Below are 24,407 nucleotides of genomic sequence, written 5' to 3' on the forward strand. Positions count from 1 at the left end.
CTGCCGCCCGACGACGGCGGGTACGTCGCGCTGAGTACCCGCCCCGCCACGGAAGGAGCGCACCAGTGAGCTACGCGTTCGAGGCCGAGGGCCTGGTCAAGCGGTACGGGCGGACGACGGCGCTCGCCGGCATCGACCTGCAGGCCCGCCGCGGGACGGTACTCGGCGTGCTGGGGCCCAACGGCGCGGGCAAGACCACGGCCATCCAGATCCTGGCAACCCTGCTCGTGCCGGACGCCGGCCGCGCCACGGTGGCCGGGCTCGACGTCGTCCGTGACGCCGCGCGAGTACGCCGCAAGATCGGGCTCACCGGCCAGTACGCCACCGTCGACGAGGACCTCACCGGCGCGGAGAATCTCGTACTCCTCGGCCGGCTGCTCGACCTGACGCGCACCGCCGCCCGCGGCCGCGCGACGGAGCTCCTGGCCCAGCTCGGGCTGACCGAGGCGGGCGGCCTGCGGGTGTCCGCGTACTCCGGGGGCATGCGGCGCCGGCTCGACCTCGCCGCGGGGCTCATCGGCCGGCCAGAGATCGTGTTCCTCGACGAACCGACCACCGGCCTCGACCCCGGCAAGCGGGAGGACCTGTGGGCAACGATCCGCTCGCTCGCCGACGACGGCGCCACCGTGCTGCTCACCACGCAGTACCTCGAGGAGGCCGACGCCCTCGCCGACGAGATCACCGTGATCGACAAGGGCCGGGTGATCGCGCACGACACGCCCGCGGGCCTCAAGCAGCTCGTCGGGGGCCGGACCATCGTCGTGCGCCCGACGGACCCGGACCAGCTCGCCGCCGCCACCCGCGTCGTGGAGCGCGTGACCGGGCGGCCCGTCGACCACCAGCACCGCGGCGCCCTCACGACGCCGGTCGACGCCGCGCAGCACTTCACCGACGTCGTGGGCGCCCTGGAGTCGGCGGAGATCGACGTCGCCGAGCTCGCGCTCCGGCTGCCGAGCCTCGACGAGGTGTTCTTCAGCCTCACCGGCATGCCGGGCCGGACCGACGTGACAGGCATGACCGACGTGACCGACACGACAGGGACGAGGGAGTCAGCATGACCCGAACAGCCACCCGACCGGCCGTCGTCCGCCCGACCGCCGGAACCGCACCGCGGCCGTGGCCGCTGCTCCGGCACGGCCTCGCCCTCGCGGGGCGCAGTCTCACCAAGACCAGGCGCAACCCCGGCGTGCTCCTGGACGCCGTGATCATGCCGGTCATCTTCCTGCTGATGTTCGTCTACCTCTTCGGAGGTGCCGTCAGCGGGTCGTCCCAGGCGTACCTCCAGTACGTCTTCCCTGGCGTGCTCGTGCTCACGACGATCCTGACCGGGCAGGTCTCGACCGGGCTGAGCATCGTGCTCGACATGAAGAAGGGGGTCTTCGACCGGTTCCGCAGCATGCCGATCGCGCGCTCGGCACCGTTGCTCGGGTCGGTGCTGGGCGACGCCGTCCGCTACCCGCTGGCCGTCGCGATGCTCTTCGGCCTCGCCTACCTGCTCGGGTTCCGGGTCGAGACCGACCTGGCGTCCGCCCTGGGGGCGGTCGCCCTGGCCATCGGGTTCGGCTTCGCGCTCAGCTGGCTGACGGTGCTGGTGGCGGTGCTGCTCCGGGACGAGAACATGGTCAGCACCGTCGCGTTCCTGCTGCCGTTCCCGCTGGTGTTCGGCACGAGCATGGCAGCGCCCGCAGAGACGATGCCCGGCTGGCTCCAGGCCTGGGCCGAGGTCAACCCGGTGAGCCACGCGATCGACGCGAGCCGTGCGCTGCTGCTCGGCGGGCCCGCCGCCGAGCCCGTGACGATGACCCTGCTGTGGGGCGGTGTCGCCCTCGTGGTCCTCGGTCCGCTCGCCGCGTGGGCCTACCGGCGGCGCATGTGAGTCAGCTCGTGAGGAGCTTGCGCAGCTCCGCCGGCGTCGTGGCGATCGCCGCGGCGCCGGCGGCCTCCAGCTCGCCGGGTGCCGCGTAGCCCCAGGTCACACCGATGGTCGGGACGTCATGGTGGGCGGCCGCGTGCACGTCGTGCTCGCGGTCGCCCACCATGACGACCTGGCCGGGCGCGGCCCCGAGGGCCACCGCGTGGGCCAGCGCCCGCTCGACCACCACCTCCTTGCCCTCCACCAGACCGGCCGCCTCGCCCGCGGCGCCGTGGACGCCGTCGAGGCCGCCGGTCAGATAGCCGTCGAGCCCGAAGTGCTCCACGATCTGCCGCGCGTAGTGCTCCGGCTTGGCCGTCGCGACCAGGAGCGTCACTCCCGTCGCGCGCAGCTCCGCGAGCGCCTCGGGGAACCCGGGGACGACGGAGTTGTCGAACATGCCGTGCTTCTCGAAGTCGCGCCGGTAGGCGGCGATCGTGGTGGCGGCGTCGGCGTCGGACAGGCCGATGCCGGTCATGCTCGCCCCGAGCGGCGGGCCGACGAAGGTGCGCAGCACCGCGTCGGTGGGGACGTCGAAGCCGGCGTCGGTGAACCCGACACGCAGGGACGCGATGATCCCGGGGGCGGAGTCAGTGAGGGTGCCGTCGAGGTCGAGCAGGACGTGCGTGGTGCGGGTGGGTAGCGAGAGGGTCACCGGACGAGCGTGCCACAGGTTCAGTGGCGGTCCTGGTGCGCGTCCGCGTCCTCGTTCCTGCCCGCACCGCGTCCGTGGCCGGGTGGCGTTCCCGCCTCCTGCCCCGGTTCGACGACGACGAACTGGCCCATCATCCCGTCGTCCTCGTGCATGAGCATGTGGCAGTGGTACATGTAGGGCACGTCCGGGTCGGCGTAGTCGTCGAACCGCATGAGGAGCCGGTAGGTGGTGCTCGGTTCGAGGTACACGGTGTCCTTGGGCCCGGCCAGCTCGGGCGGTGGCGGGTCGCCGTCGATCGACAGGATGCGGAACTGCACGTCGTGCACGTGGAAGCTGTGGGGCATGGGCACGATGCTGCGCACCTCCCAGATCTCGGTGCTGCCCACCTCCGCCACCTCGTCGATGCGGCCCATGTCCATGCTCCGACCGTTGATCTTGCGGTCGTCGAGCTCGAACGTGCGCGTCACGGTCGCGTCGTCCTCGTGCAGCGCGTCCTGCTCCGCGTGGACCGACTTCTCCCAGGCGGGCTCGGGTGCTGGTGCGAGCTGGTCGGCGGCGCGCAGCTCCAGCACGTCGAATGCGTCGTTGCCACCCATCGCGAACGGGACGACGACGCCGCCCAGGTCGGCCTCGAACGAGTGCAGGCGCGTGGTCTCCCCCGGCTCCATCCGCACGATCACCTCGGCGCGCTCGCCGGGTGCGAGTCGCACGTGGTCGAGCCGGACCGGTGCGTCCAGCAGCCCGCCGTCGGTGGCGACGAGGTCCATCTCGCGGTCGGCGAAACCGAGCTGGAACGTGCGAGCCGTCGACCCGTTGAGCAGGCGCAGCCGCACGCGCTCGGTGGTGACCTCCTGGTAAGCGCCGATGATGCCGTTGGTCATGACGACGTCGCCGAGCGTGCCCGGCTCGCCGGTGTCGTCCTCGAGCTCGAGCTGCCCTTCGTCGTCGATGACCTTGTCCTGCACGATCACCGGGATGTCGTCGACGCCATAGGTGTCGGGCAGGTCGGCGGCGCGCGAGGCGTCGTCGTCCAGGATGAACATGCCCGCCAGGCCGCGGTAGACGTGCTCCTCCGTGGCGCCGTGCGGATGCGGGTGGTACCAGAGGGTGCCGGCGGGCTGGTCGATCTCCCAGGTCGGGCGCCAGGTGCCGCCCGGCTCGACCTCCTGGTGCGGCCCGCCGTCCATCTCCGGGGGCAGGTGCATGCCGTGCCAGTGCACGCTGGTCGGCTCGTCGAGGTCGTTCGCGACCTCGACGGCCACCCGTTCGCCGCGTTCGGCGCGCAGGGTCGGACCGAGGTAGGAGCCGTCGAAGCCCCAGGTCCGCGTCTCGACGCCGGGCCGGAACTCGGTGACGCCCTCCTGGGCGGTGAGGGAGAAGACGCGGGTGCCGTCGACGACCTTCGACGGCGCCAGGGGCGGGATGGCGAGCTCGTTGGTGAACTCCGCCTCGTCGACGGAGCTGACCGAGCCGGGGACGAGCGCGCACCCGGCGAGGGCACCGCCGGCCAGCGCGAGCGTCACCGCCCCTGCCACGAGGGACCGGACACCCTGTCGCGCTCGGGTCCGGCGCGCTCGGGCCTGGCGCGCGCCGGGCGCCGCGACCCGCCTCATCGGCCGGACCCCCGCAGGCGCTGCACGCCGGCGGCGGCGAGGCCCGCCAGGGCTCCCCACATCGCCTCGAAGAGCAGCGCCGGAACGATGGTCCACAGCGGTCCGCCACCGGGACCGCCGAAGCCCCCGAGCACGGGGACCAGCAGCGCGACGGCGTGGGCGACGAGCCCGTAGGCGACGCCCGTGAGCGTGAGCGTGAGCACCGGCCGGGGCACCCGACCGAGGCCGACCACCCCGATCCAGACGACTGCGGTGATGCCGACGATGGTGAGCGCCCTGGGTGCGCCGGTGCCGAGGGTTCCGGTGAGGCCGGTCAGAGGCCAGAGCAGCGCCAGTGCGGCGAGGCCGCCGACGACCGCCCAGGGGACGGGGACCGGTGCGGACCGGTCCGGGGCCGGCTGAGCGGGAAGGTGTGGTGAGGTCATGTCTCGACGGTGCCGGTCGGGGGCGGGGCTCCACATCGGCCCGGGATCGTCTCCTGGTGTCGCCTGGAGGCGACAGGAACCCTGATGCCTCCAGGCCGTGCGATCCGTAGGGTGACGGTGTGCCAGAGCAGAGCGCGGTCCCGCGAACGGTCGACCCCCGCGTCGTCGACCCCCGCGTCACGGACATCGCCCTGGGGCTCGCCATGTCGCTCTCGGTAGCGGTCGTCATCGCGGCGGACCCCGACGCCGTGCGGCACGCCGGACCCGGGGCGTACCTGTTCGCCGTGGGTTTCGGGGCGCTGGTCCTGGTGCGGCGCCGTGCGCCACGCACCGTGCTCGTGGTCACCGTGCTCGGCGTGTTCGTCTACTACATCTTCCAGTTCGCACCCATCGGCATGGCGCTGCCCGCGATCGCCGCGCTCTACTCGGCCGCGGAGCTGCGGCACACCGCCTGGGCGATCGGCGCCGGAGCCACCCTGGTGGCGGTCGCGACGTACTACCGCACGGTGGGCAACACCCCTGAGGAGGCGCTGGCGCCCTACGACCTGGTCACGAACCTGGCGCTCGCGGCGGCCGCGATCGCGCTCGGCGTGGCGGTGCGGCTCACCCGCGAGGCGCGGTTCCACGAGGCCCGGGCCGCCGAGCAGCGCCTGCAGGCGGAGCGGCTACGCATCGCGCGCGACCTGCACGACGTCGTCGGGCACAACCTGTCGGTGATCGCCCTGCACTCCGGCGTGGCCGCTGAGGCGGTCGGACGGGACGACGACGCGGCCCGTGGCGCACTGGAGCACGTGCGGACTGCGACGTCCGGCACGCTGCACGAGCTGCGCTCGACCGTCCGGGTGCTGCGCGGGCCGGTAGGCGGATCACCCGGCACCTCAACCGGCACCGCGGAGGCAGGAGCTCCCGCGCCGACCGGACTGACCGGGGTGGACGCCCTCGCCGACTCGGCACGGGCGACCGGCCTCACCGTCGACGTCGCGCTCGACGTACCGGACGGAGCCCTGGACGGCGCCATCTCCGCCGCCGCCTACCGCGTCGTGCAGGAGTCCCTGACGAACGTGCTGCGGCACGCCGCCGCCACCCGCGTGACCGTCCGGGCACGGGTTACCGAGGACCGGCTCGCCCTGCGCGTGTCCGACGACGGCCGGGGCGCCGGCCCGGACCTCGTGCCCGGCTCGGGGCTGTCCGGGATGCGCGAGCGGGTGGCGCTGCTCGGCGGCGGCCTCACCGCCGGCGACGCACCCGGCGGCGGGTTCCTCGTGTCCGCCGACCTGCCCCTCCGGCTGGAGACGGGAGAACCGTGATCCGGATAGTGCTCGTGGACGACCAGGAGCTCGTGCGCGCCGGCCTGCGCGCCCTCGCGGAGAGCGAGGGCGACATCGCGGTCGTCGGGGAGGCCGCCGACGGGCGTGCGGGCGTGTCCCGGGTGCGGGAGCTGCGGCCCGACGTCGTCCTGATGGACATCCGCATGCCCCGCCTGGACGGGCTGGCCGCCACCCGCGAGATCGTCGCCGATCCCGCACTGGCGGGCGTCCGGGTGCTGATCCTGACCACGTTCGACGAGGACGAGCACGTGTTCGACGCCATCCGGTCAGGCGCGGCCGGCTATCTGCTCAAGGACGTCGCGCCCGGCGAGCTGCGCCGTGCCATCCGCGTCGTCGCGGCGGGCGAGGCGCTGCTCGACCCGGGCGTGACGGCTGCCGTGCTGCGCGCGGTCGCCGCGAGCCCGGCGCCCCGGTCCGGCGTCGACCGGATCGCGGGGCTCACCGAGCGCGAGCGCGAGGTGCTGCAGCAGCTGGGCCGGGGCCTCACGAACGACGAGATCGCCCGCGAGCTCTATCTCAGCCCGGCTACCGCCCGGACCTACGTGAGCCGGCTGCTCGCCAAGCTCGGCGCCCGCGACCGCGCGGCGCTGGTGATCCTCGCGTACGAGACGGGGCTCGTCCGACCGTGAGCCGGCCGAGCCCTGTCCCGTACGAGCGGGATCAGCCGGATCAGAGCGACCTGAGCCGCGGGAGCACGTCCTCGCTGAACTGCGTGAGGAACCGCTCCTGGTCGTGGCCGGGGCCGTGCACCACGAGGTGGTTCAGGCCGGCGTCGACGTAGGGCTTGATCTGCTCGACCGCCTGCTCCGGGTCGGACGCGACGATCCAGCGCTTGGCCACCTGGTCGATCGGCAGCTCGTCGGCCAGCCGCTCCATCTCGGTGGCGGAGTTGACGCTGTGCTTCTGCTCGGGCGTGAGCGACAGCGGCGCCCAGAACCGGGTGTTCTCCAGCGCGGTCGCGGCGTCGCGGTCGTAGGAGATCTTGATCTCGATCATCTTGTCGACCTGCGTGGCGTCCCGCTCCGCCTTGGCCGCACCCTCGGCGACCGCGGGGAGCAGCTTCTCCGTGTACAGGTCCATGCCCTTGCCGGACGTGCAGATGAAGCCGTCACCGGCGCGGCCGGCGTACTTCGCCACGAGCGGGCCGCCCGCCGCGATGTAGACCGGGACCGGGTTCTCCGGCCGGTCGTAGATGTTGGCGCCGACGAGCTCGTAGTAGTCGCCCTTGAAGTCGACGCTGTCCTCGGTCCAGAGCGCCCGCATGAGCTGCACGGCCTCGCGCAGGCGCGCGAACCGCTCCTTGAACTCGGGCCACTCGCGGCCGGAGACCGCCGTCTCGTTCAGGGCCTCGCCCGTCCCGACGCCGAGGAGCACGCGGTTCTCGGTCAGCAGGGCGAGGCTCGCGAACGTCTGCGCGATCACGGCCGGGTTGTACCGGAACGTCGGGGTCAGCACGCTCGTACCGAGCTGGATCCGCGAGGTCCGCTCCCCCGCGGCCGCGAGCCAGGCCAGCGCCGACGGCGCGTGACCACCCTCGTGCCGCCACGGCAGGAAGTGGTCGGAGACCATGGCGCTGTCCAGTCCCACCTCCTCGGCGCGTACTGCGAGCTCAACCAGCTCGCGCGGCCCGAACTGCTCGGCGGACGCCTTGTACCCAATCTTCAGAGTCACATCTGCGACCCTACGCTCGATCACCCACACCCGAGCGTCGGCGTCGCGCACGTCACATCTGTCCTGGTCAGCTCAATGCCCGCAGCACCCGGCTCGGTGACGGGCGGCCGAGATGTCCTTCCAGCCAGGCACCGGTCTCCACCAGCCGCGGCATGGACACGCCGGTGCTGATCCCGAGCCCCTCCAGCATCCACACCAGGTCCTCGGTGGCGAGGTTCCCCGTGGCCGACTCCGCGTACGGGCAGCCGCCGAGCCCGCCCGCCGAGGTGTCGAACGTGGTCACCCCGTGCCGCAGCGCGGCGGCGACGTTGCCGAGCGCCTGCCCGTAGGTGTCGTGGGCGTGCAGGGCGAGCACGTCGTCTGGCAGGCCGGCCTCGTTGAGCGCGTCCAGGAGCGCCACGACGTGCCCCGGCGTACCGACGCCGATCGTGTCCCCGAGCGAGAGCTGCTCCGCCCCGAGGTCCATGAGCCGCTTGCCCGCCGTGACGACCTGCGCGATCGGCACGTCGCCCTCCCACGGGTCGCCGAAGCACATCGAGACGTACGCCCGCACCCGCATCCCTGCCGCGCGGGCCCGCGCCATGACCGGCTCGAACATCGCGTACTGCTCGTCGAGCGACCGGTTCAGATTACGCCGCGCGAACGTGTCGGTGGCGCTGGCGAAGACCGCAACGTGCCGCAGCCCCAGGTCGTAGGCGCGCTCCAGCCCGCGCTCGTTGGGCACGAGCACCGGCAGGTCGCGGGCCCGGTCGCCGAGCCGGTCCACGAGGGCGGCGAGCACCTCCTCGGCGTCGGCCAGCTGGGGCACCCAGCGCGGATGCACCAGGCTGGTGGCCTCGACATACGGCAGGCCGGCGTCGAGCAGCCGCTCGACCAGGTCGACCTTGACCGCGGTCGGGATGATCGCCTTCTCGTTCTGCAGGCCGTCGCGCGGGCCCACCTCGTAGACGGTCACGCGATCGGGCAGGCTCGGGTCCGGCACCACCTGGGGGCGGCGGAGCTGCTCAGACATCGGTCGCCTCCTGCCCGGACCCGGTTCGCCCGGTCCCAGCCTGCCCGGACCCGGCTCGCCCAGCGTCGGCTTGCCCAGCCCCGGCCGGCTCCACCTCGAACAGCACCTGCCGTGCGGCGACCTGCTCCCCCGCCGCCGCGCGCACGCGCACCACACCGTCCGCCGGCGCCAGGAGCGCCACCTCCATCTTCATCGCCTCCAGCACACCGAGCGGCTGCCCGACGGTCACCGCGGCACCATCCGGCACCTCGACGCGAGCCAGCACGCCCGGCATCGCGGCGAGGACCACGCCGTCGGACAGCTCGGCCGCCCCGACGCTCGAAGCGCCGGGCCGGACGAACCGGAACGTATGGCCGCGTGTGCTCACCTCCACCGAGCGCGGGCCGACGTCGACGGCGAACCGCGCGGTCGTCCCGCCCAGCTCCAGCAGGCCGTCGCCCACCGCACCTCCAACAGACCGGCACGACGTCGGCGGCTCGCCCTCCCGCCGCACCTCGCCCCGCGCGGTGTTCACGCGGAGCACCGCGTCGTCGAGCTCGACCCAGGTGTCGGCGGGCGGTCCGCCCAGACGCCAGCCGTCGCCGCCGTCGGCCACCGCTGCCGCAGCCACCGACCAGGCGGCCGCCACCAGCGCGGGCGCCGGGTCGGGAGCCGGCATCGGATGGGTGTCGAGCCACGCGGTGTGCACCTCGCCGTCGCGGAAGGCGGCGGAGTCCGCGAGCGCCCGCACGAACCCGGTGTTGGTGACCAGGCCGCCGATCGCGGTCGAGTCGAGCGCGTCGACGAGGCCCCGCCGGGCGGTCTCCCGGTCGGGGCCCGTCGCGACGATCTTGCCGACCATGGGATCGTAGGCGGCGGGCACCACCGTGCCGTCCTCGATGCCGGCCTCGACGCGCACTGCGCCGCTGGTCGAGCCCGTCGAGACCGGCCACCGCACCCGGGTGGCGGTCCCGGCCTGCGGCAGGAACCCGCCGTAGGCGTCCTCCGCGTAGATCCGCGCCTCGATCGCGTGGCCGACGACGGCGACGTCGTCCTGCGTGAACCCCAGCTCCTCGCCGGACGCCACGCGGAGCTGCTGCTCGACCAGGTCGATCCGCTCGCCGCGCACCGTGATCACCTCTTCGGTGACGGGGTGCTCGACCTGGAGGCGCGTGTTCATCTCGAGGAACCAGGCGCCGCCCTCGCTGGTCGAGCCTGTCGCGGCCCCGGTTCCGGCAGGCTCAACCCCTGGGGGGACCTCGACCAGGAACTCCGCCGTCCCGACGCCGGTGTAGCCGACCTCGCGGGCCAGGTCCACGGCCCAGGCGTGCAGGTGTGCGCGCAGGTCGGGGTCGAGGTCGGGCGCAGGTGCCTCCTCCAGGACCTTCTGGTGGCGGCGCTGGGCGGAGCAGTCGCGCTCGTGCAGGTGGAGCACGTGCCCGTGCTCGTCGGCGAGGATCTGCACCTCGACGTGCCTGCCGCGCTCGACGTACCGCTCCAGCAGCACGGTGTCGTCGCCGAACGCCGCGGCGGCCTCACGTCGGGCGGCCGCGACGGAGGACTCGAGCTCGTCCTGGCTGCGCACGACGCGCATGCCCTTGCCCCCGCCGCCGGCAGCCGCTTTGACGAGCAGGGGGAAGCTACCGCCGGTCGAGCCCACTTCGCTGGTCGAGCTTGTCGAGACCCCGCTCCCGAACGGGTCCTCGGTCTGCCGGAGGGCAACCTGCGAAAGAGTCGGCACGTCCGCCTTCTCGGCGATCTTCCGTGCCGTGTCCTTGCGGCCCATGGCATCCATCGCCTCGGGCGGCGGCCCCACCCAGGTGAGGCCCGCGCCGACGACGGCGCGCGCGAAGTCGGACTGCTCGGACAGGAACCCGTAGCCGGGGTGGACGGCGTCGGCGCCGGTCTCCTTCGCGGCGGCGAGCAGCGCCGGGACGGACAGGTACGACGCGGTGTTGGTCGCAGCGGACGGCGCGGCGTCGAGCCGCACGGCGACGTCGGCGGCGCGGGTGTGGGGGGCGGTGCGGTCGGCGTCGGAGTAGACGGCGACGGTGCGCAGCCCGAGGCGGCGCGCGGTGCGGATGATCCGCAGGGCGATCTCGCCGCGGTTGGCGATGAGCAGGGTGTGGATCGTGGTGGGCATGTCAGTCACATCCGGAAGATGCCGTAGGACGGCTCGGCGATCGGGGCGTTGGCCGCTGCGGCGAGGCCGAGGGCCAGGACGCGGCGGGTGTCGGCGGGGTCGATCACACCGTCGTCCCAGAGGCGGGCGGTGGCGTAGTAGGGGTTGCCCTGGGCTTCGTACTGGGCGCGGATCGGGTCCTTGAACGCCTCGACCTCCTCGGCCGGCGCGTCGGCGAGCTCGCGGCGCACGGTCGCGAGGACGGACGCCGCCTGCTCGCCGCCCATGACGGAGATGCGGGCGCCCGGCCACATCCAGAGGAACCGGGGGTCGTAGGCACGGCCGCTCATGCCGTAGTTCCCGGCGCCGAACGAGCCGCCGAGCACCACCGTGAACCGCGGCACCGACGTGCACGCCACGGCGGTGACCAGCTTGGCGCCGTCCTTGGCGATGCCGCGGTGCTCGTACTCCTTGCCGACCATAAAGCCGGCGATGTTCTGCAGGAACACCAGCGGGATGCGGCGCTGGTCGCAGAGCTGCACGAAGTGGGCCCCCTTGAGCGCCGACTCCGAGAACAGGATGCCGTTGTTCGCCACGATGCCGACCTGGTACCCGTCGATGCGGGCGAAGGCGCACACCAGGGTCTCGCCGTACCGGGCCTTGAACTCGGTGAGCTGGGAGCCGTCGACGAGCCGCCGGATCACGTCGCGCACGTCGTAGGGGGTGCGCGGGTCGGCGGGCACGTCGTAGAGGCCGTCGGGGTCGAGCTCCGGCTCCTCGGGCGGTTCCCGGTCGAGGCTCGGCGCGCCGGCCGGCGTCGTACCGATGATCTCGCGGACGATGCGCAGGGCGTGCGCGTCGTCGTCGGCCAGGTGGTCGGCCACGCCCGACGTCGTGGTGTGCACGACGCCGCCGCCCAGCTCCTCGGCGGTGACGACCTCGCCGGTGGCCGCCTGCACCAGGGGCGGCCCGCCGAGGAAGATGGTGCCCTCGTCCCGGACGATGACCGCTTCGTCGCTCATCGCCGGCACGTAGGCGCCGCCCGCCGTGCAGGAGCCCATGACCGCCGCGATCTGCGGGATGCCTCGCGCGGACAGGTTGGCCTGGTTGTAGAAGATGCGGCCGAAGTGCTCCCGGTCGGGGAACACCTCGTCCTGCATCGGCAGGTACGCGCCGCCGGAGTCCACGAGGTAGACGCAGGGCAGGTGGTTCTCGGCGGCGACCTGCTGCGCGCGCAGGTGCTTCTTCACCGTCGCCGGGTAGTAGGTGCCGCCCTTGACGGTGGCGTCGTTGGCGACGATCACGCACTCACGTCCCGCGATCCGGCCGATGCCCGTGACGATGCCCGCGCTGGGCACCGCCCACTCACCGCCGTACATGTCGTAGGCCGCGAGGGCCCCGATCTCGAGGAAGGCGCTGCCGGGATCGAGCAACCGGTCGACCCGGTCGCGCGCGAGCAGCTTGCCGCGTGCCGTGTGTTTCTCGCGCGCCGCGGGCGAGCCGCCCTCGCGCACGCGGGCCAGCCGCTCGCGCAGCTGCGCGGTGAGGGTGCGTAGATCCGGTCCAACGCCGGTGTCGGTGGCCATGGTCCGCAGCATAGTCCGCTGGTTAATGATCGTTAACCCCTGAGGTCGACAACTGGTGAACTGTTCGGACAGAGCGCGGTTCCCCGCTCTTAGACTGCTCCCGTGACTCCGCGCAGGCAGCAGATCCTGAGCACGGCCGCCGACCTGTTCGCCGCCCGTGGCTTCCACGGTGTCTCCATGGGCGACATCGGCGCGGCCGTCGGCATCTCCGGCCCTGCCCTGTACAAGCACTTCGTGAGCAAGGACGACATCCTCGGGCAATGCCTGCTGCACGCCTCCGACCAGCTTCTCGCCGGGGCGCGGGAGCTGCTGTCCGACGCCGAGGCCGCACCCGGGCACGCGCTGGAGGCCCTGATCGCCCGACACGCCGACTTCGCGCTCGACAACCCCGCGCTGATCATCGTGCAGGAGCGGGAGTGGGGCGCGCTCGGCGCGGACACCCGGGCGCAGGTCCGCAAGCGTCAGCTCGCCTACGTCGACGTGTGGTGCGACGCCCTGCGACCGCTGCGTCCCGACCTGTCGGCGACGCAGGCGCGAGCCGCGGTGCAGGCCGCGTTCGGCCTGCTGAACTCGACCCCGCACAGCGCCCGCATAGGCCGCGCCACCATGCGAGCCCTCCTGACGAGCATGGCGCGCGCAGCCCTCCTCCCCTAGACCGTTGAGTGCGTGGTATTCGCCCGGTCGAAACGGTTCGAGAGGGCAAATATCACGCACTCAACGGGCTACTCGACGGGGAGGCCCAGGCCCCTCGCGATGAGCATGCGTTGGAGTTCCGACGTGCCCTCGCCGATCTCCAGGACCTTCGCGTCCCGGTAGAACCGCGCGATCGGGCCGTCCTCCATGACGCCGTAGCCGCCGAACACCTGCGCAGCGATGCGCGTGGCGGTCACGGCGGACTCCGTGGCATAGAGCTTGGCGACCGACGACGCCCTGCGGAACTCGTCGAGCGGCGCACCGTCGTCCTTCAGGGCGGCCGCCCGGTAGGTGAGCGCGCGGCTCGCCTGGAGCATCACCTCGACGTCGGCGATCTGGAAGGCCACGCCCTGCTTGCGGCCGATCGGCCCGCCGAAGGTGGGGCGCACGCCCGCGTGCTCCACGCTCAGGTCGAGCATCGCCTGGATGCAGCCGGTGGCCAGGGCCGCCACGGCGACCCGGCCGGTGTTGAGGGAGATCATGAGCTGCTTGAACCCGTTGCCCCGTACGCCGAGCAGGTTCGCCTCGGGGACGCGGACGTTCTCGAACCGCAGCGCGTGGGTGTCGCAGGAGCGCCAGCTCATCTTGTCGTGCAGGGGTTCGACGATGAACCCGGGCGTATCGGTCGGCACCAGGATGGCGCTGAGCTCGGGCCGCCCGTCAGGCAGGGTGCCGGTGCGCGCCGCGACGGTGCACAGGCTGGTGATGGGGGTCCCGGAGTTGGTGATGAACTGCTTGGCGCCGTTGATGACCCACTCGCCGTCGACGAGCTCCGCCGTGGTGCTCATGGCGTTGGCATCGCTGCCCGCGCCCGGTTCGGTGAGGCCGAACGCGCCGAGCCGGCGGCCCGCCACGAGGTCGGGCAGCCAGGTCTGCTTCTGCTCCTCGGTTCCGTAGGCCAGCAGGGTTCCCACCCCGAGGCCGACGCCGGCACCGAGCGTGATGCCGACGGACTGGTCCACGCGGCCGATCTCTTCGACGGCGATGCTGAGTCCGGTGAGCCCGAGGTCGGACCCGCCGTATTCCTCAGGGGCGGTCAGGCCGAACAGGCCCAGCTCTCCCATCTGGTGCACCACCTCGACGGGCAGGCGACTTTCCCTGTCCCATCGGGCGATGTGGGGCGCGATCTCGCGGTCGGCGAATTCCCGGACCGCGTCCCGGAGCTTGGTGTGCCCCGGGTTCTCTGGTGAGGTATGCATGTTAGGCATGCCACCGAGGTTAACCATCATTAACCCCTGTGCGCTAGATGCCAGAGTGCGTAAGGCCCCACCAGGAGGACTCCATGCCCACCCCCAGCCACGTCGCGTACGAGGTCGTCGCGCCCGAGCCGGCCGCTCCATCGGCCCCCTTCGCCCGGATCACGCTCGACTTCCCGGAGCGGCGCAACGCCCTCTCGCTCGCCCTGCTCGACCAGCTCCAGGCCGCTCTGGACCGCGCGGCGCACGACGACGTCCGCTCGGTCGTCCTGGCCGCGAACGGTCCAGCGTTCTGCTCGGGGGCGGACCTCACCGAGGCGCTCGCCGACGGCATGACCCGCTCCGCGCGGCGGCTCGCCGAGGTGCTGCGCGCGATCCTCGCCCTGCCCAAGCCCGTCGTGGCGCGCGTGCACGGGCCGGTGCGGGCCGGTGGGATCGGGCTGGTCGCCGCGTGCGACGTCGCGATCACCGCCGACCACATCACCTACGCCTTCACGGAGGCCCGGCTCGCGCTCGCGCCCGCCGTCATCTCGCTGGCGGTGCTGCCGCGGATGACGCCGCGCGCGGCGTCACGCACCTTCCTGACCGGTGCGTCCTTCACCGCCGCCGACGCAGCGGCCTGGGGCCTGGTGACCGACGCCGTCCCGGCGGCCGACCTCGACCAGGCGGTCGACGCCGTCCTGGCGGACCTGGCGGCGGGCGACCCGCAGGGGCTCGCCGCGACCAAGGAGCTGCTCAACGCGGACCTGCTGACCCGCTTCGACACGCACGTGGACGACGCCGTCACCGGGTCGGCCGAGCTGTTCGGCTCGGAGCGGGCGCGCACCGCGATGGAGCGGCTGCTGCGGCGCTGACCGGGAAACAGTGTTGGATGGGGGTGTGGCCACCCGGATCTCCCTGCGCAACGCGCGCTTCCAGCAGTTGCAGACCCTGCTCACCAACCGCAACAAGCGGCATCGCGCCGGGCAGTTCATCGTGCAGGGCGTGCGCCCCGTCACGATGGCCGTCGAGCACGGCTGGGAGATCCAGGCGCTGCTGTACGACGGCGAGCGCCGCCTCTCGCAGTGGGCCAGGGACCTGCTCGCGGCCCACCCGCACACCGAGCACGTCAAGATGTCGCCCGACCTGCTCGCCGAGCTGGCCGAGAAGGACGAGGTCGAGCTCCTCGCCGTCGTCGCCATGCGGCCCGACGTCCTGGACCGCATCGAGGCCGGCCCGGACTTTCTCGGGGTCGTGTTCGACCGGCCTACCCAGCCGGGCAACATCGGCGCGGTCATCCGGTCGGCCGACGCGTTCGGTGCGCACGGCGTGATCACCACCGGCCACTCGGCCGACGCCTACGACCCCAAGGCGGTGCGCGCCACCACCGGATCGTTCTTCGCGATGCCCGTGGTGCGGAGCCCGTCCCCGGCGGCGGTCGTCTCCTGGGTCGAGGAGCGCCGTGCCGCCGGCCTCCCGATGGTCGTCGTGGCCACGGACGAGGTCGGTGAGGCCGACGTGTCCGCGTTCGACCTCACCCAGCCGGTCCTGCTGCTGGTCGGCAGCGAGAACGACGGTCTGACCCGCGCGTGGCGCGACGCCGCCGACGTGACGCTGAGCATCCCGATGACCGGCTCGGCGAGCTCGCTCAACGCGGCCAACGCCGCCACCGTGGTGCTCTACGAGGCCCGGCGCCAGCGTCTCGCGAGGTAGCACCCCCTGGGTAGGGGTTCAGAGCTCGATCGAGAACATCCGCGACCCCGACGTCTTGACGTACCCGAGGCTCGCGTAGAGACCGTGCGCGCCGCTCGGGTTGGCCGTGTCGACGTCGAGCGCCGCGTACTGCATGCCGTCGTCCGCGAACGCCCGCAGGCCCGCCGCGAGCGCTGCGAGGGCCGCCTTGCGCCCCCGGTAGGCACGGCGCGCCCCCAGGATGTCGGTGTAGCCGAACGAGTAGCCGCGCACCGCGAAGTCCTCGGTGTACCGGGCCGCCAGCTGGTAGCCCACGACGAGGGGTACCCCGGCGCGCAGCGCGGCGGCCGTCTCGGGGTCGGTGTCGGGCGAGGCGAGCAGCGCGTCGACGTCGGGCGCCTGGTCGACGACGAGGAAGGACCACTCGGGCGCGAAGCAGGCCCTTTGCGCCCACTGCTCGCGGGTCTGCGGCTGGCTGCCCCAGTGGTCGCGGAAGGCGTCGTTGTGCGCGAGGCGGGTCGCCTCGTCGAGGTTCGCCGACCACGGCACGAGCCGTAGCGACCCCGTCAGGGGCACGTCCGGCACGGGGCCGGCGGAGGGTCCGCCGAGCGGTCGCGCGAGGTCGGAGTAGTACCGGCGCACCTGGAAACCGGCCCGCTCGTAGAGCCGGTGCTTGGTGGTGGGAGCGTCGTCCTCGGCGAACACGCCGATCCGCGCGGGGACGTCCTTGCCCGACGCCGCCAGCAGCTGCCGCGCGCGGCCGGCCTCCCAGGCGAGCAGCTCGCGGCCGATGCCCTCGCCGCGCCGGTCCGGGCGCACGCCGCCCCAGCAGAAGGCGCGGACCTGCGTCACGTCGCCGGGCGGGCACTCGACCTGGGCCCAGGCGACGAGCGCGCCGTCGTCGGCCGGGTCGGTGGAGAAGCCGAGCAGGGAGTCCGCGGCCATGTCGCGCCAGGCGCCCTCGAAGATCTCCTCGATCTCCTCCAGGGTCTCGGCGTACGGCTCGGCGTCGGCCCGGGCGATGTGGTTGCGCAGCGCCAGCCAGACCGGGGCGTCCTCGCGGGTGGCGGCACGCCAGGTCAGGCCGCCGGCCGTGGGCAGGGTCAGGGTCGCCGGCGGGGCCGCGCGCTCGGCGATCGGGGCGAGGGGCGTGGTGTCCACGGTCATGATCTCTCCTTGGGAGCTCAGGTCTTCTCGTTGCTCAGAGCTCGATGGTGAAGAGGGTCGAGCCGTCGCTCTTGGTATAGCCGAGGCGTGCGTACAGGCCGGTGGCGCCGGTCGGGTTGTCCGTGTCGACGTCGAGCTCCGCCTGCTGCATGCCAGCGTCGGCGAACACGCGCATCGCGTGCGTCAGCAGCGCCACCGCGATGCGGCGGCCCCGGTAGTCACGCCGCACGCCCAGCAGGTCGGTGTAGCCGGCCGTGTACCCCTGGGACTCCCAGTCGTGCTCGTAGCGCGAGGCCAGGTGCAGCCCGACGACGTAGGGCGTACCCGGTGCGACGGTGCCGTCCCCCGGCTGTTCCTGCTCGGAGCCCTGGTACCGCACCGACTCGTCGACCACCACGAAGGACCACTCGGGTGCGAACGAGCTGCGGTACGCCCGCCAGGACTCGGGCGTGCGCGGCTGGCTGCCCCAGTGGTCGCGGAACGCGTCGTTGCGGGCCAGGCGCGTGGCGTCGTCCAGGGCCTCGGACCACGGTACGAGGCGCAACGGCGCCTCCAGCCCGACGGCGGGTGCCGGAACGCTCAGGTCGCGCAGCAGGTTCGCGTAGTACCGGACGGGCTCGAACCCGCCGGTGCGCAGCAGGTCGCGCCGTTCGGCGGGGTCGCTGTCCTCGATGTGCGCGGAGATCCGAGCGGGCAGGACGTCCAGCCGCGGGTCGGTGCCCAGCGCGGCGAGTGCCTGCCGCGCGCGTCCAGTGGCCCAGATCAGCAGCTCGGTGCCGATGCCCCGGCCCCGGTGCGTGGGGTGCACGCCGCCGGACACGGAGACGCGCAGGCGCGTGGCGCCCTCGCTGGGGAAACGCTCGACCTGGGCGTACGCGCGCAGGACACCGTCGGCGTCGGTGCCCACCAGGGTGTCGGCGGCGGCGGCGAACACGGGGGCGTCGAAGCTCTCGGCGATCTCGTCGGGCGGGGTGAACCAGTCGCGCCCGTCGGCCTCCTGGATCGTGCGCAGGAGGACCGCCAGGGCGGGGACGTCGTCGCGGACCCAGGGGCGCCAGCTGAGGCCCCCCGCGGTAGGGACCTGCGGGGTCGCGGGCGCCGCGGCGCGCTCCGCGATCGGCGCGGGGGCGGGCTCGGGTGCTACCGGGTGGAGGGGCGCGGGCGTGGACATACGGCAACGCTAGGTGACCGCCCCCGGCGTCGGCCACGGGATTTTGCGGGTGAGCGGCGGCTCGGAGGCTGCTCGTGGGAGGTTCAGGCTGGTGGGCTCGCGAGTTCGGTACATTGCCCGGCTCCATTCAGCGAGTTCGGTCGGATGGGATGAGATCGGTCAATCGTTGGACCGATCTCAGCCCATCCGACCGAACTCAGCGAGCGACGCCCAGCAACAGCGTGCCGGGCGTCAGAGTCAAGCGCTCCGGACGAACATCTCAATGTCTTCCAGGGCATCCTCCGCGTAACTGCGGGTCTCCTTCTGCCCCATCAGCTGCTCGAGCAAGGGACGTACCACGGAGAGATCCGAACGCCCATGAATGCGCGCCACGTGCCCGAGGCTCGTGGCTGCAATCGCTCGAACTCCGGCGTCTTCGTGCTGGAGAAGCGCGACGAATCGGTCTTGGAGCCATTCCCAGTCGTCGACGTTCAGAGCGGCGGCGACCATAGCGGACTGCAGGCCCGACGCGTCGTCCCGCTCGATCGCGGCCATGAGCTCGTCGCGACCACCCGTGCCCGGGTCCCGGTACTCCAGCGTCACTTGATCTTTCCCTTCGTGCTGAAGCGTGCGAATTCCAGGGGCACTTCTTCCTTCGTAGCCCACCGCGTCTTCCCCGGTGTCATGTGCACATCCGGCGCGACTTCCCAGTCCGGCGCCTTGGCGTAGGTCGCTTCGGTCGACGGGACATCGTCCGGATGGAGCCAGATGCAGAAGCGTGCCCACCCCGGGGAAATCGACGTTCACGTCGCGAGCGTAACCGCCCACCAGCTCGTTGAGTGCTGGTTATTTGCGGGATCACGGGCCCGAAACCAACAAATACCCAGCACTCAACGAGCCGTCAGTGGACCGAGAAGCCGCCGTCCACGAACAGCGAGTGGCCCGTGACGTAGCCAGACGCACCGCTCGCGAGGAAGACGGCGGCACCCGCGAAGTCCTCGGGCACGCCGTTGCGGCCGACCGTGGTGCGGGCCGCGAGCGCCGCTACCTTCTCGGCGTCGTCCTGGAGCCGCTGGTTCAGGGGCGTGAGCACGAACCCGGGCACGAGCGTGTTGGCGGTGACGCCGCGCGACGACCAGGCCTCGGACTGGGAGCGCGCGAGGGACTCGAGGCCGCCCTTGGAGACGCCGTAGACCCCGCTGTCGACGAACGACCGGTGCGCCTGCTGGGAGGAGATGTGGATGAGCCGCCCGAACCCGCGCTCCGCCATGCCGGGGGCGAACCGCTGCCCGAGCAGGAAGGGCGCCTCGAGGTTGACGGTCATGGTGACGTCCCAGGTCTCCTGGTCCACCTGACCCAGGTGCGGCCGCAGGTTGATGCCCGCGCTGTTGACGATGATGTCAGGCTCTCCGGCGGCCGCGGCGATGCCGTCGCCGGCAGCGTGGATGCCGTCTCGGGTGGAGAGGTCGGCAACCACGGGTTCGACGGCGCAGCCGCGCTCCCGCAGGCCGGCGGCGACCTCGGCAAGCCGGTCGGCACCACGGGCGACGATCACTGTGTGCGCGCCGGCCTGTGCCAGCGCCTCGGTGATGCCACGTCCGATGCCGGAGCTGCCGCCGGTCACGACGGCCGTTCGGCCCTCCAGGGAGAACAGTGCAGCGAGGTAGTCGCGCGTCGTCATGCCCGGACGGTACCCGAGCCCTCGACACGGGCCCTCACGACTCGAGCAGCACGCGCACCCGGGTCGCGACCACCGGGACGTTGTCCGCGAGGATCTCCCAGATGATCTCGAAGTCCACGACGCCGTAGCCGTGCGCCACGAAGTTGCGGGTGTCCTTGAGGTTGCGCAGCTCCAGGCCCGGGTGTGCCTCGACGAATCCAGGCGCCTTGCGGTCGAGCCGCGCCACCACCTCACCGAGCCGGACGAGCAGGTCCTCACCGGCGTACCTCAAGAACTCGTCCTGGTCGTAGGCCGACTTTCCGCGGTCCACCAGCCGGGCGACCGCGTCGGTCTGCGGCAGGAGGTCGTTCAGCAACCGGGTCGCGCGCGGGTCGCCGACCAACTTATCACTGATAACTTACGGTGCGACCGCCCGCTGCTGCCCGCACGTCGGGCACCCGCCGCGCCGTCGTCGGGCGCGACGTACGCTGCCGGGGTGACCGCTCTTCCCGCACTCGCCGAACGCTCCGCCGCCCTGCTGGAGGCCATGCGCACCCGCGTGGTCGTGGCCGACGGCGCCATGGGCACCATGATCCAGGCGGCGAACCCGACCCTCGAGGACTATCAGAACCTGGAGGGGTGCAACGAGATCCTCACGGTCTCGCGCCCGGACATCATCGCGGGGGTGCACGACGCGTTCCTCGAGGTCGGGGTGGACGCGATCGAGTCGAACACGTTCGGCGCGAACTGGTCGAACCTGTCGGACTACGGCATCGACGATCGCATCCGCGAGCTGGCCCGCGAGGGCGCACGGATCGCCCGCGAGCGCGCCGACGCGCACGCGACGCCGGAGAGGCCGCGCTGGGTGCTGGGCTCCATGGGCCCGGGCACCAAGCTGCCCTCACTCGGCCACACCACGTACGCGCACCTGCGGGACACGTTCGCGGAGCAGGCCGCTGGTCTGATCGAGGGCGGCGCGGACGCGCTGCTGGTCGAGACCAGCCAGGACCTGCTGCAGGCCAAGGCCGCGGTGACGGGTTGCCGGCAGGCGATGGCCGACCTCGGGCAGCGGGTGGCGATCATCGTCTCCGTGACCGTGGAGACCACCGGGACCATGCTGATGGGCTCGGAGATCGGTGCGGCGCTGGTGGCGCTGCAGGCGATGGGCATCGACGCGATCGGCATGAACTGCGCCACGGGCCCTGAGCAGATGAGCGAGCACCTGCGGCACCTGTCGCAGCACGCCGAGATCCCGGTGACCTGCATGCCCAATGCGGGCCTGCCGGTCCTGGGCAAGGACGGCGCCTCCTACCCGCTGACACCGCAGGAGCTGGCCGCGGCGCACACGCAGTTCGCGCGCGAGTTCGGGCTGGGCCTGGTGGGCGGTTGCTGCGGTACGACGCCGGAGCACATGCGCCTGGTCGTCGAGGCCGTCGGCGGGACGCCCGTGGGTGTGCGCGAGCCGGTGCGTGAGAACGCCGTCGCCTCCCTGTACTCCGCGACCGACCTGCGTCAGGAGACGAGCTTCCTCGCGATCGGCGAGCGCACCAACGCGAACGGTTCCAAAGCGTTCCGCGAGGCGCTGCTGGAGAGCCGCTGGGACGACATCGTCGACATCGCCCGTGCGCAGACCCGCGACGGCGCGCACCTGCTGGACGTGTGCGTCGACTACGTGGGGCGCGACGGCGTCGAGGACGTGCGCGCGGTGGTCTCGCGGCTGGCGTCCGCCTCCACGCTCCCCCTGGTCATCGACTCCACGGAGCCCGCGGTGATCCGCGCGGGCCTGGAGCTGCTGGGCGGGCGCGGCGTGGTCAACTCGGTCAACTTCGAGGACGGCGAGGGGCCGACGTCGCGGTTCAGGCGCATCATGCCTGCGGTCATGGAGCACGGCGCCGCCGTCGTCGCGCTGACGATCGACGAGGAGGGGCAGGCGCGGACGGCCGACCACAAGGTCGCGATCGCGTCCCGCCTGATCGACACCCTGGTGGGCGAGTGGGGCATGCGCGTGGACGACATCATCGTCGACGCCCTGACGTTCCCCATCGCCACGGGGCAGGAGGAGACGCGGCGCGACGCGATCGAGACCATCGAGGCGATCCGCGAGATCACGCGCAAGTACCCCGGCGTACACACGACTCTTGGTGTGTCCAACGTGTCCTTCGGGCTCAACCCGGCGGCGCGTGCCGTGCTGAACTCGGTGTTCCTGCACGAGGCGACGTCGGCGGGCCTGGACTCGGCGATCGTGCACGCGGCGAAGATCCTGCCGCTGGCCTCGATCCCGGACGAGCAGCGGCAGACGGCGCTGGACCTGGTGTGGGACAAGCGCGAGTGGGACGACGACGGCAACCTCACGTACGACCCCCTCTCCAAGCTGCTCGACCTGTTCGAGGGGGTCGACGCGGGAGCGATCCGGAATGCTCGGGCCGCGGAGCTCTTGGCCTTGCCCGTGGGCGAGCGGCTCGCGCGCCGCATCATCGACGGTGCGCGCAAGGGCCTGGAGCCGGACCTCGAGGAGGCGCTCGGCAGCGGGATGAAGGCGCTCGACATCGTCAACGACCACCTGCTGGAGGGCATGAAGGTGGTGGGCGAGCTGTTCGGCAAGGGCGAGATGCAGCTGCCGTTCGTGCTGCAGTCGGCGGAGGTGATGAAGGCCGCCGTCGCGCTGCTGGAGCCGCACATGGAACGCGTCTCCGGGGAGCAGACGAAGGGGACCATCGTGCTGGCGACCGTGCGCGGCGACGTGCACGACATCGGCAAGAACCTCGTGGACATCATCCTGACGAACAACGGCTACAAGGTGGTCAACATCGGCATCAAGCAGCCGGTGAGCGCCATGATCGACGCCGCGCTGGAGCACGACGCCGACGTGATCGGCATGTCGGGGCTGCTGGTGAAGTCGACGGTGGTGATGAAGGAGAACCTGGCGGAGCTGGTCTCCCGCGGCCACGAGAAGAAGTGGCCGGTGCTGCTGGGCGGCGCTGCCCTGACACGGACCTACGTCGAGGACGACCTGGCTGGCCAGTTCCCCGGCGTGGTGCGGTACGCGAAGGACGCGTTCGAGGGGCTGCGGCTGATGGAGCCGCTGGTCCGTGTCGCCCGGGGGGCGTCCCCCGACGACGTCGGGCTGCCGGCGCTGCGGAAGCGGCGGCACTCGGTGGTCAAGGTGACCGAGACTCCGGTGGAGTCGCTCCCGGCGCGGTCCGACGTCGCATCCGACAACCCGGTGCCGGAGCCGCCGTTCTGGGGGACGCGGATCGTCAAGGGCGTGCAGCTCTCGGAGTACGCGGCGTTCCTGGACGAGCGGGCCACGTTCATGGGGCAGTGGGGGCTGAAGCCTGGGCGGTCCTCGGACGGTGCTTCCTACGAGGAGCTCGTCGAGACCGAGGGACGGCCGCGGCTCGCGGAGTGGATGGACCGGATCCTGACCGACCAGATCATGGACCCGACGGTCGTGTACGGGTACTTCCCGGTGTGGTCGGAGGGCGACTCCGTGGTGGTGGCACACCATGACGGACCCGATGGTGGGTCCGGCGGGCCCGTGGGGAGCGAGCGGCTGCGGTTCACCTTCCCGCGGCAGCGGCGGGACCGGCACCTGTGCCTTGCCGATTTCGTCCGCCCGCGCGAATGGGTCGAGGAGACCGGGCGATTCGACGTGCTGCCGGTGCAGCTCGTGACCGTCGGGGACACGGTCTCGTCGCACACCGCGAAGCTGTTCGAGGCGAACAAGTACCGCGAGTACATGGAGCTGCACGGGCTCTCGGTGCAGCTCACCGAGGCGCTCGCCGAGTTCTGGCATGCGCGCGTGCGGTCGGAGCTCGGGTTCGGCTCCGAGGACCCCTCGGGGGTGGAGGGGATGTTCAAGCTGGAGTACCGGGGGGCGCGGATGTCGCTGGGGTATCCGGCGTGTCCCGAGATGGAGGACCGGCACAAGGTGGTGGAGCTGCTGCGGCCGGAGCGGGTGGGGGTGACGCTGTCGGATGAGCTGCAGCTGCATCCGGAGCAGTCGACGGATGCGTTCGTGTTCCACCACCCGGAGGCTAAGTACTTCTCGGTGTGACTTCTCGGGTGCAGGCCGTCCGACCAGGTCAGACAAGTTCTGGCTGGTCAGAGCCCCGGACGGATCACCGGGACTCCCGTATCCAGACGTCGCTGGACGTACCGCAGCGTACCGATCCGTGCCATAAACGTGCCACGATCGCGCGCTTCGGGGTCGAGCCGCAGAACGTGGCACGGTTCAGGGCCGTGACCAGCGCAGACACCTGGCGGCGTGGCACGAATTGGGTACTGCGCGGACCGTGTCGGTGACCAGCACTCCGCCCGCGTTCCCGACTGCTCCCACGTTGCGGACATCGACTCTGGGACGCGGGTAGAACCCGGTAGGCTTCGTCACCTGAGAGGTGCTCCTGATTCTGGACTGATACGACCTTCGACAAGCCGTATTATCCCACGTCAGGGGCACCTTTCGCTGTCACCAACCAGCCCGCGGACACCTCACCGATGAAAGCCCGAGGCTACGGCGTGTCTCCCGTATGACGTGACCAGATGGCAGGCAGACAGAATCGTCGCA

21 protein-coding genes are annotated in these 24,407 nt (G+C 72.1%); 8 read left to right on the forward strand and 13 right to left on the reverse strand.

Going from position 1 to position 24,407, the window contains the following annotated elements; genetic code table 11:
* The first annotated feature begins 65 nt into the window (after nt 1-65).
* On the forward strand, nt 66-1,058 hold the full coding sequence (locus tag AB0F40_RS05165) for an ATP-binding cassette domain-containing protein (RefSeq protein WP_357464886.1): 993 nt from the start codon (nt 66-68) through the stop codon (nt 1,056-1,058).
* On the forward strand, nt 1,055-1,876 hold the full coding sequence (locus AB0F40_RS05170; protein ID WP_357464888.1) for an ABC transporter permease: 822 nt from the start codon (nt 1,055-1,057) through the stop codon (nt 1,874-1,876). The genes AB0F40_RS05165 and AB0F40_RS05170 overlap by 4 nt, the downstream gene beginning before the upstream one ends.
* A 1-nt stretch (nt 1,877) precedes the next feature.
* Here the strand turns inward: AB0F40_RS05170 and AB0F40_RS05175 are convergent, their stop codons facing one another.
* The 3 genes from AB0F40_RS05175 to AB0F40_RS05185 are packed head-to-tail and all read right to left on the reverse strand — an operon-like array spanning nt 1,878 to nt 4,605.
* Entirely contained in the window at nt 1,878-2,567 is a 690-nt protein-coding gene (locus AB0F40_RS05175) for an HAD hydrolase-like protein (protein ID WP_357464890.1), read from the reverse strand.
* A gap of 20 nt (nt 2,568-2,587) precedes the next feature.
* Nucleotides 2,588-4,180, reverse strand: coding sequence for a multicopper oxidase domain-containing protein (locus AB0F40_RS05180; RefSeq protein WP_357464892.1), 1,593 nt, complete (start codon nt 4,178-4,180; stop codon nt 2,588-2,590).
* Nucleotides 4,177-4,605, reverse strand: coding sequence for a hypothetical protein (locus AB0F40_RS05185; protein ID WP_357464894.1), 429 nt, complete (start codon nt 4,603-4,605; stop codon nt 4,177-4,179). Before AB0F40_RS05185 ends, AB0F40_RS05180 begins: the two co-directional genes overlap by 4 nt.
* Before the next feature lie 119 nt (nt 4,606-4,724).
* On the opposite strand from AB0F40_RS05185, the gene AB0F40_RS05190 reads away from it, so the two are divergent.
* Both AB0F40_RS05190 and AB0F40_RS05195 read left to right on the forward strand, forming a co-directional pair.
* Nucleotides 4,725-5,912, forward strand: coding sequence for a sensor histidine kinase (locus AB0F40_RS05190; RefSeq protein WP_357464895.1), 1,188 nt, complete (start codon nt 4,725-4,727; stop codon nt 5,910-5,912).
* A complete protein-coding gene (locus AB0F40_RS05195) occupies nt 5,909-6,562 on the forward strand; it encodes a response regulator transcription factor (protein WP_357464897.1) in 654 nt (217 codons plus the stop codon). Before AB0F40_RS05190 ends, AB0F40_RS05195 begins: the two co-directional genes overlap by 4 nt.
* A gap of 40 nt (nt 6,563-6,602) precedes the next feature.
* On the opposite strand, the gene fgd is transcribed toward AB0F40_RS05195, so the two are convergent.
* The 4 genes from fgd to AB0F40_RS05215 all read right to left on the reverse strand — a co-directional run bounded on the left by fgd (nt 6,603) and on the right by AB0F40_RS05215 (nt 12,303).
* Nucleotides 6,603-7,604 carry a glucose-6-phosphate dehydrogenase (coenzyme-F420) gene (fgd, locus tag AB0F40_RS05200; RefSeq protein WP_357464899.1) on the reverse strand — a complete coding sequence of 334 codons (1,002 nt, stop codon included), beginning with the start codon at nt 7,602-7,604 and terminating at the stop codon, nt 6,603-6,605.
* Nucleotides 7,605-7,671: 67 nt separating this feature from the next.
* Complete coding sequence (locus AB0F40_RS05205) at nt 7,672-8,616, reverse strand: hydroxymethylglutaryl-CoA lyase (protein ID WP_357464900.1); 945 nt, start codon at nt 8,614-8,616, stop codon at nt 7,672-7,674.
* On the reverse strand, nt 8,609-10,738 hold the full coding sequence (locus AB0F40_RS05210) for a biotin carboxylase N-terminal domain-containing protein (RefSeq protein WP_357464902.1): 2,130 nt from the start codon (nt 10,736-10,738) through the stop codon (nt 8,609-8,611). The genes AB0F40_RS05205 and AB0F40_RS05210 overlap by 8 nt, the downstream gene beginning before the upstream one ends.
* Before the next feature lie 5 nt (nt 10,739-10,743).
* On the reverse strand, nt 10,744-12,303 hold the full coding sequence (locus tag AB0F40_RS05215; protein WP_357464904.1) for a carboxyl transferase domain-containing protein: 1,560 nt from the start codon (nt 12,301-12,303) through the stop codon (nt 10,744-10,746).
* 102 nt (nt 12,304-12,405) lie between these two features.
* On the opposite strand from AB0F40_RS05215, the gene AB0F40_RS05220 reads away from it, so the two are divergent.
* Nucleotides 12,406-12,957, forward strand: a complete 552-nt coding sequence (locus AB0F40_RS05220; protein WP_357464906.1) for a TetR/AcrR family transcriptional regulator — start codon at nt 12,406-12,408, stop codon at nt 12,955-12,957.
* Between the two features lie 68 nt (nt 12,958-13,025).
* Here AB0F40_RS05220 and AB0F40_RS05225 read toward each other — a convergent pair whose 3' ends face one another.
* The gene (locus tag AB0F40_RS05225) at nt 13,026-14,195 is read right to left on the reverse strand and encodes an acyl-CoA dehydrogenase family protein (protein WP_357464946.1); all 1,170 of its coding nucleotides are present in this window, start codon (nt 14,193-14,195) and stop codon (nt 13,026-13,028) included.
* 83 nt (nt 14,196-14,278) lie between these two features.
* On the opposite strand from AB0F40_RS05225, the gene AB0F40_RS05230 reads away from it, so the two are divergent.
* Nucleotides 14,279-15,046: an enoyl-CoA hydratase-related protein gene (locus tag AB0F40_RS05230; protein WP_357464908.1), complete on the forward strand. Its 768-nt coding sequence runs from the start codon at nt 14,279-14,281 to the stop codon at nt 15,044-15,046.
* Between the two features lie 25 nt (nt 15,047-15,071).
* Nucleotides 15,072-15,884 (forward strand): TrmH family RNA methyltransferase, encoded by an 813-nt coding sequence (locus AB0F40_RS05235; protein WP_357464909.1) that lies wholly within the window; start codon nt 15,072-15,074, stop codon nt 15,882-15,884.
* An 18-nt stretch (nt 15,885-15,902) separates the two neighbouring features.
* Here the strand turns inward: AB0F40_RS05235 and AB0F40_RS05240 are convergent, their stop codons facing one another.
* The 5 genes from AB0F40_RS05240 to AB0F40_RS05260 all read right to left on the reverse strand — a co-directional run bounded on the left by AB0F40_RS05240 (nt 15,903) and on the right by AB0F40_RS05260 (nt 20,243).
* Nucleotides 15,903-17,030 carry a GNAT family N-acetyltransferase gene (locus tag AB0F40_RS05240; RefSeq protein ID WP_357464910.1) on the reverse strand — a complete coding sequence of 376 codons (1,128 nt, stop codon included), beginning with the start codon at nt 17,028-17,030 and terminating at the stop codon, nt 15,903-15,905.
* Nucleotides 17,031-17,064: 34 nt separating this feature from the next.
* Nucleotides 17,065-18,201 (reverse strand): GNAT family N-acetyltransferase, encoded by a 1,137-nt coding sequence (locus AB0F40_RS05245; protein WP_357464912.1) that lies wholly within the window; start codon nt 18,199-18,201, stop codon nt 17,065-17,067.
* 237 nt (nt 18,202-18,438) lie between these two features.
* Nucleotides 18,439-18,987: a hypothetical protein gene (locus AB0F40_RS05250; RefSeq protein ID WP_357464914.1), complete on the reverse strand. Its 549-nt coding sequence runs from the start codon at nt 18,985-18,987 to the stop codon at nt 18,439-18,441.
* 94 nt (nt 18,988-19,081) lie between these two features.
* Nucleotides 19,082-19,861: an SDR family oxidoreductase gene (locus AB0F40_RS05255; protein ID WP_357464916.1), complete on the reverse strand. Its 780-nt coding sequence runs from the start codon at nt 19,859-19,861 to the stop codon at nt 19,082-19,084.
* A gap of 34 nt (nt 19,862-19,895) precedes the next feature.
* Nucleotides 19,896-20,243, reverse strand: a complete 348-nt coding sequence (locus AB0F40_RS05260) for a HepT-like ribonuclease domain-containing protein (protein WP_357464918.1) — start codon at nt 20,241-20,243, stop codon at nt 19,896-19,898.
* Between the two features lie 144 nt (nt 20,244-20,387).
* On the opposite strand from AB0F40_RS05260, the gene metH reads away from it, so the two are divergent.
* Entirely contained in the window at nt 20,388-23,897 is a 3,510-nt protein-coding gene (metH, locus tag AB0F40_RS05265; protein WP_357464947.1) for a methionine synthase, read from the forward strand.
* The last annotated feature ends 510 nt before the right edge of the window (nt 23,898-24,407 follow it).

It is taken from the genome of Promicromonospora sp. NPDC023987 (assembly GCF_040639055.1).
In the GTDB taxonomy this organism is placed as follows: domain Bacteria; phylum Actinomycetota; class Actinomycetes; order Actinomycetales; family Cellulomonadaceae; genus Promicromonospora.